We start from the raw sequence: 6,017 nt of genomic DNA, 5'->3' as shown, positions 1-6,017 counted from the left end.
TGGAGTTACTCCGACAAACAAAGATTCCCTTTTCGGGGGAACCCGCCGCTCCGTTGCAAATCATGGGGATGCTGGAGACCCGGTGTCTGGACTTTGAACGGGTGATTATTCTATCCGTCAATGAAGGCACGTTGCCGACGGGGAAAAAGCAAAATTCGCTGATTCCGTTTGATGCCGCCCGCGAGTTTGGCCTGCCTACGTACATGGACGCCGACGCGGTGATGAGTTATCACTTCTTTCGCCTCTTACAACGGGCCAAGGAAGTCATCTTGCTGCACACGGTACCCGCTGGTGATGGAGCCAAAGCCGAACCCAGTCGGTTTTTACTGCAACTGGAATACGAGCTGGGTGAACAGAACAAACAGGCTAAGTTGCAGAAAAAGCGGGTCGATTTCGGCTCTGAACGTAGTTTGCAGGAAGAGCTGCCGGTATTACGGATTACCAAAAACGAACAAATTCAGCGGGAAATTCTTCAGTCGCTCGCGAACCGGGGTCTGTACGCGACGCACCTGAACATGTATTACCAGTGTTCACTCAAGTACTACTTCAAACGCATTGCCGGGGTGGCCGAGGAAGAGGAGTTATCGACCACGCTCGAAGCAAACGACTTTGGTACCTGGGTGCACGAAGTGCTTGAACGGATTGACCGGGAGATGATCGAGCGAAACGTTCGCGTGTACGAACGGGCCGATTACGAACGGTTTACGCAGCAGATTCCCAGTCGTCTGGAAGCCGTTTTTCAGGAAAAGTTTCCCGGACAGGTCATGCATGAAGGGCAAAATCTGTTGTTGTACAACCTGGCTAAACGCAACCTGCGAAACTACTTCCAGCTACGCATGGACGAACTCGACGCCGGGTACCGCGTGGAGGTGCTCGCTCCGGAACAGAAGCTGGTGGCCACGCTGGCCTACGGCGAGGGTACGGTGCAGGTAGCTGGAAAGATTGATCGTCTGGAACGAGTCAACGACGTAATTCGGATTGTGGATTATAAAACCGGAAAAGTAGACGCGAAGAACCTGGATCTGAAAGTAAACCAGGACGAATGGCAGCCCATGTTTCTGACCAATCAGAACTGGGACGTGATGCGGCAACTCTGGCTGTATAAATATCTGGTCCTGAAACAAAACGACAAACGCGTCGGCGGCGTAGAACTCTCGGCCACGCAGATCGTACAGCCGGGGATGATCTCCTTCCGAAACCTGGCGGCGGGTTTCATGGCTCAGGAAAATCTTCGCTTCCGTCCGGATGAAACGCCGGAAACGTTTCTTGAAGACAGTGAAGCTATGTTAACGCAGTTCATTGACGAGCTGCTTGATGCCAGCCGAGCCTTTGAACAAACCGTGGACCGAAGTCACTGCGAATACTGCGATTACGCCCGGATTTGTGGACGGGCCAATTAAGGATGATGCCAGCCCCCGGGCTGGCATCATCCTTTTTCAAGCGTAGTAAAACCTTACCCGAATGAAGTATACTCGATTAGGCTCCTCGGAATTAGTGGTGAGTGAAATTGCCTTTGGCGGCATGTCGCTGCAAAAAGATACGGCTACGAAACTACTGCAAAAGGCCTTCGATGAAGGAATTACCCTTTTCGATACGGCGGATATTTACGATCAGGGCGAAAACGAACGCCTCATGGGCGAAGCACTAAAAGACCACCGGAAGGAGATCGTACTGGCGACCAAAGTGGGCAATCAGGAGCGGGCCGATGGCAAGGGCTGGGACTGGAACCCGACGAAGGACTACATTCTGGCCTCGGTCGAAAAAAGTCTGAAACGCCTGCAAACCGACTACCTTGATTTGTACCAGTTGCACGGTGGTACCCTGGATGACCCGATGGATGAAACCATTGAAGCTTTCGAATTGCTGAAAGAGCAGGGAAAGATCCGGGCGTACGGGATTTCATCCATCCGTCCGAACGTGATCGAACAATACGTCAAACGCTCCAGTATCGCCAGCGTGATGATGCAGTATAGCCTGCTGGATCGTCGTCCGGAAGAAACCTGCCTGGAGTTGTTGCACCAGCACAACATCAGCGTACTAGCCCGGGGCAGCGTCGCCAAAGGACTGCTAGCCGGAAAACCCGCGGATACCTATCTCAACTATTCAGCCGAGGAAGTACAGGCCGCTGCTGAGGCGGTACAGGCCCTGAGTACAGATGAACGGAATCCGGCTGCTACCGCCATTCGGTACGCCTTGTACCCGCCCGCCGTGGCAGCTGCGGTAGTGGGCGTTCGGACGGCGGAGCAGTTGCAGGACGCCCTTCGAGCGGGCGACGCCAGCCTGGTTGTTGAGGAATACGCGGAACTCGGTGCTGTACTGGCGGCGAACAATTATCAGGAACATCGAATTTCTGCTTCCTAAAAAGGGTTATCAGAGGTAGAAAGCCAAACGAATGCTCGTATGCTCTTACGTACCATCAAACCCACACGATACTTCTCGGACGAGCTACTCAGCCACTACCGACAACAAACCGATCCGGCTGCGGATGCGATTATTGAACAAGTGGCCGCAGTAGGCGGTCCGGCGGGAGTACGTACGTTCCTTCAGCAACGTACGGAAGGTAAAATTCCGCTGAAAGAGGTACCCGAGTGCCGACGCTTTGTTCGTGAAGAGGGGCGACTGCCCGATTGGGCTGATCCGAAGCAGATGGCTAGCGGCATACGCCTTTTTCAGCGGCATCGTGATACCATTACTTTGTTGCTGGGCTGCCTGTCGCTGCCGTACGCTTACCTGGCTGCCGATGGGGTGCAGGTGCTGGCTCTTTCCAAACGGATGCAGAACGATACGCGACAACGCCTGGAAGAAACCGGGGCTTTTGTCTTTGGCATTACGGAAGCCGAAGCCTGGACGGGAAAGCATCCCAACGCCATCGAACGTATTTTGAACGTACGCCTGATTCACGCCGTTGTACGCTGGTTTTGTCGGCATTCGAATCGATGGAACCCGGCCTGGGGCGAGCCGGTCAACCAAGAAGATATGGCCGGAACCAACCTGACGTTTAGTTATATCATCATTCAGGGCTTACGAAAAAACGGAATTGAACCCGACGAAAAAGAGGCGGAGGCTTACCTCCATTTCTGGAAAGTGGTAGGCTACCTCAGTGGCGTACCAGAAGACCTGCTACCCGAAAACCTGCGGGAGGGCTACGTACTGGGGCAATCCATTGCCCGGCGATTGTTCCGACCTTCGCCCGAAGGACAGCAGTTAACTCAGGCCTTGCTACGGGCACTGGAAGATACCGTACCCGAAGGATTAAAGACTCTTCCGGCGGCTCAGATGCGGTTTTTGCTGGGGGATGAGTACGCGGATCAACTGGCATTGCCGGCGGTACCGTTGGAAAAAAGACTGGTTCGCTTGTTACCCATGCGAATTTTTTTCCGACCCTGAGGCCTACACTGGTTTGATATTTTCGGGAGAACTAGCCAATTTGCGGCCTTTTTCAGACTGAACGCCATCCGCTGACGGACTGAAAAGGCGAGTGCCCAATTATTCATGAAAAGACGATCCGTTCGTCAACAGCCAGCAATTCTATGACTTTCGAAGAAGTAGACACTAAAATCAAGCAACTCGCCGCTCAGAAAGGCGGTACGGGTGACGTAATCAAATTTCAGACCGATGAGGGAAACATCGTCATTGACCGCGATGGTACCGTAACGAACGATGATCGCGAATCGGATGTTACCATTGGCATCAGTGCCAAAGATCTGGGCAAACTCATGACGGGTGATCTCAATCCGATGACGGCTCTGATGTTCGGTAAAATTAAAATTACGGGTGATATGTCGCTCGCCATGAAATTGCAGTCGCTGTTTTAAGTCGCCTTCAGGGCGGTTTATTGCCGCAGAGGCTGTTGATTCTGGTCAACGGATAAGCCGCCCTGAATTCCCCTTCTCATGTCAGGTACGTTTACTTCCACCATTTGTGCCCTCGCTACGCCGACGGGTATCGGGGCCATTGGCGTCATTCGGGTCTCAGGACCAGAAACCTTTCCCATTGTTCAGAAGCTTTTTCGGGGCAAAAATTTAAGCGAACAGGCAACGCATACCCTTCACTTCGGAACCATTCGGGACGAAGCCGGGCAAATTGTGGATGAAGTCTTGCTCAGCTTATTCCGAACGCCGCATTCCTATACCCGCGAGGACTCCATTGAAATTTCCTGTCACGGGTCCAACTTTATCATCCAGAAGATTCTTCGTCTGCTCATTAAAAACGGCTGCCGGATGGCCCAGCACGGCGAATTTACGCAACGAGCTTTTCTGAACGGGCAACTCGATCTGGCTCAGGCCGAAGCCGTGGCTGATCTGATTGCCTCGGATACGGAAGTCAGTCACCGGGCGGCGATTCACCAGATTCGCGGGGGATTTTCGAAAGACATCGCTCAGTTACGCGAGCAACTGATTCACTTCGCTTCGCTGATTGAACTAGAACTTGATTTTGGCGAGGAAGACGTCGAGTTTGCGGATCGTACGCAATTGCGTCAGCTCATCAGTAACATCCGACAGACCTTACGTCCCCTCATTGACTCCTTTGAGTTAGGCAATGTACTGAAAGAAGGTGTGCCGGTAGCGATTGTGGGACCGCCCAACGCCGGAAAATCAACCTTGCTCAATGCTCTTTTGAACGAGGAGAAAGCCATTGTGACCGAAATTGCTGGTACCACCCGCGATGTCATTGAAGACACGCTAGTCTTAAGTGGAATCAAGTTTCGCGTGCTGGATACGGCAGGCATTCGGGAAACCAGTGATCGGGTAGAGGCCATCGGCGTCGAACGTTCGCTGGCCGCACTAGACCGGGCCGAAATTATTCTCAAGCTAAGCAGTACAGATGTGGCCAGTGCCGAATTTGAAGCTCTGTTCGCGGCTCGGGTACCGGAGCCCGGACGAGTGATACGTATTCACACCAAAGCGGATGTGTACGAGGATCCTTCCGCGGATTTTTCCATTTCTGCCGCCACCGGCCAGGGCATTGAAGAACTCAAGCAACGCCTCGTGGACCGCGTAAACCTCCAGCGGACTAACGACACCGTAGTGACTAATCTTCGCCACTACGAACACCTAACCGCCACCGATACCGCCCTGCAACGTGCCCTCGAAGGCCTCGATGCCGGCATCTCCCAGGATTGGCTAGCGATGGACATCCGCCAATCCCTGGTACACCTCGGCGAAATAACCGGACAAATAACAACGGATGATTTGCTGGAGAATATCTTTTCTAAGTTTTGTATTGGCAAGTAATCTTGCCAAAGTAAATAATTAGTATCTCTAACAAAGTATATGTAATGGTCTGATAGTTAGTAGTTAGGCCCTTATGTATGCTTTGTTATATTTTGTGATAGTATCGGTTTGTTTTGTAAATATTTGTACCTTCGTTGTACCTCGAGCGGGTTTAGGTCATGCTAAGTCCGTTTTTTAGGCGAGATTGTGGCACTTAATTACACTTAACGACACTAAAGTCATCTTAATGAGTTCTAACATTGAGGTACAAAAAGTCTGTGAGCATTGTGGAAAGGTCTTTACGGCCCGTACCACTAAAACAAGGTATTGTTCTCATACCTGTAACAGCAAGGCTTACAAGGCAGGCGTGAGAGTTCAGAAGATACAATTGACTGTTAATCAGCCAAAGAAAGAGTCTGGCCTTAATCTAGAGGACATAAAAGCAAAAGAGTTCATGACGGTCAAGGACGCAGCTAAGCTATTGAACAGTTCAGTAAGGACCATCTATCGGCTCATTGATGAAGGAACGTTGAAAGCGACAAATCTAGGCGAGAGGAAGACGACCATTAAACGCTCCGAAATTGATAAGCTGTTTACTAGACCAGCCCCAATAGCGATACAGGAGCCTACTATACAGGAGCTAGACTCTGACGAACCCTCTTATACGCTTGCCGAGGTTAGAAGCAAGTATGGCATCTCAGATAAAGCCTTGTATGAAGTCATCAAGCGTAACCAGGTTCCTAAGCTACAAAAGGGTAGGGTGGTGCACGTCTCCAAGCTAGCTATCGATCAAATCTTAAATCC

At 51.5% G+C, this 6,017-nt stretch carries 6 protein-coding genes; all 6 read left to right on the top strand.

From position 1 onward, the window contains the following. Nucleotides 1-1,400, top strand: a 1,400-nt coding sequence (locus ACOJTG_RS00030) for a PD-(D/E)XK nuclease family protein (protein WP_420151920.1), incomplete at its 5' end; no start/stop codon positions are given. Between the two features lie 61 nt (nucleotides 1,401-1,461). Further along, complete coding sequence (locus ACOJTG_RS00025; RefSeq protein ID WP_420151919.1) at nucleotides 1,462-2,361, top strand: aldo/keto reductase; 900 nt, start codon at nucleotides 1,462-1,464, stop codon at nucleotides 2,359-2,361. 39 nt (nucleotides 2,362-2,400) lie between these two features. Then, nucleotides 2,401-3,387 (top strand): oxygenase MpaB family protein, encoded by a 987-nt coding sequence (locus tag ACOJTG_RS00020; protein ID WP_420151918.1) that lies wholly within the window; start codon nucleotides 2,401-2,403, stop codon nucleotides 3,385-3,387. Nucleotides 3,388-3,530: 143 nt separating this feature from the next. After that, on the top strand, nucleotides 3,531-3,815 hold the full coding sequence (locus ACOJTG_RS00015) for an SCP2 sterol-binding domain-containing protein (protein WP_094808693.1): 285 nt from the start codon (nucleotides 3,531-3,533) through the stop codon (nucleotides 3,813-3,815). A 78-nt stretch (nucleotides 3,816-3,893) separates the two neighbouring features. Beyond that, nucleotides 3,894-5,234, top strand: a complete 1,341-nt coding sequence (mnmE, locus tag ACOJTG_RS00010; protein ID WP_420151917.1) for a tRNA uridine-5-carboxymethylaminomethyl(34) synthesis GTPase MnmE — start codon at nucleotides 3,894-3,896, stop codon at nucleotides 5,232-5,234. Between the two features lie 226 nt (nucleotides 5,235-5,460). Continuing rightward, nucleotides 5,461-6,017 (top strand): helix-turn-helix domain-containing protein (locus tag ACOJTG_RS00005; RefSeq protein WP_420151916.1); only part of this gene is annotated, 557 nt, incomplete at its 3' end.

The organism is Siphonobacter sp., assembly GCF_048595215.1.
In the GTDB taxonomy this organism is placed as follows: Bacteria; Bacteroidota; Bacteroidia; order Cytophagales; family Spirosomataceae; genus Siphonobacter.
This window is presented reverse-complemented; position numbering and strand designations above follow the sequence as displayed.

Excerpts from the sequence above, each read along its gene's own strand:
- ACOJTG_RS00025 (WP_420151919.1), top strand. The coding sequence starts at position 1,462 with ATGAAGTATACTCGATTAGGCTCCTCGGAATTAGTGGTGAGTGAAATT.
- ACOJTG_RS00020 (WP_420151918.1), top strand. The coding sequence starts at position 2,401 with ATGCTCTTACGTACCATCAAACCCACACGATACTTCTCGGACGAGCTA.
- ACOJTG_RS00015 (WP_094808693.1), top strand. The coding sequence starts at position 3,531 with ATGACTTTCGAAGAAGTAGACACTAAAATCAAGCAACTCGCCGCTCAG.
- mnmE (WP_420151917.1), top strand. The coding sequence starts at position 3,894 with ATGTCAGGTACGTTTACTTCCACCATTTGTGCCCTCGCTACGCCGACG.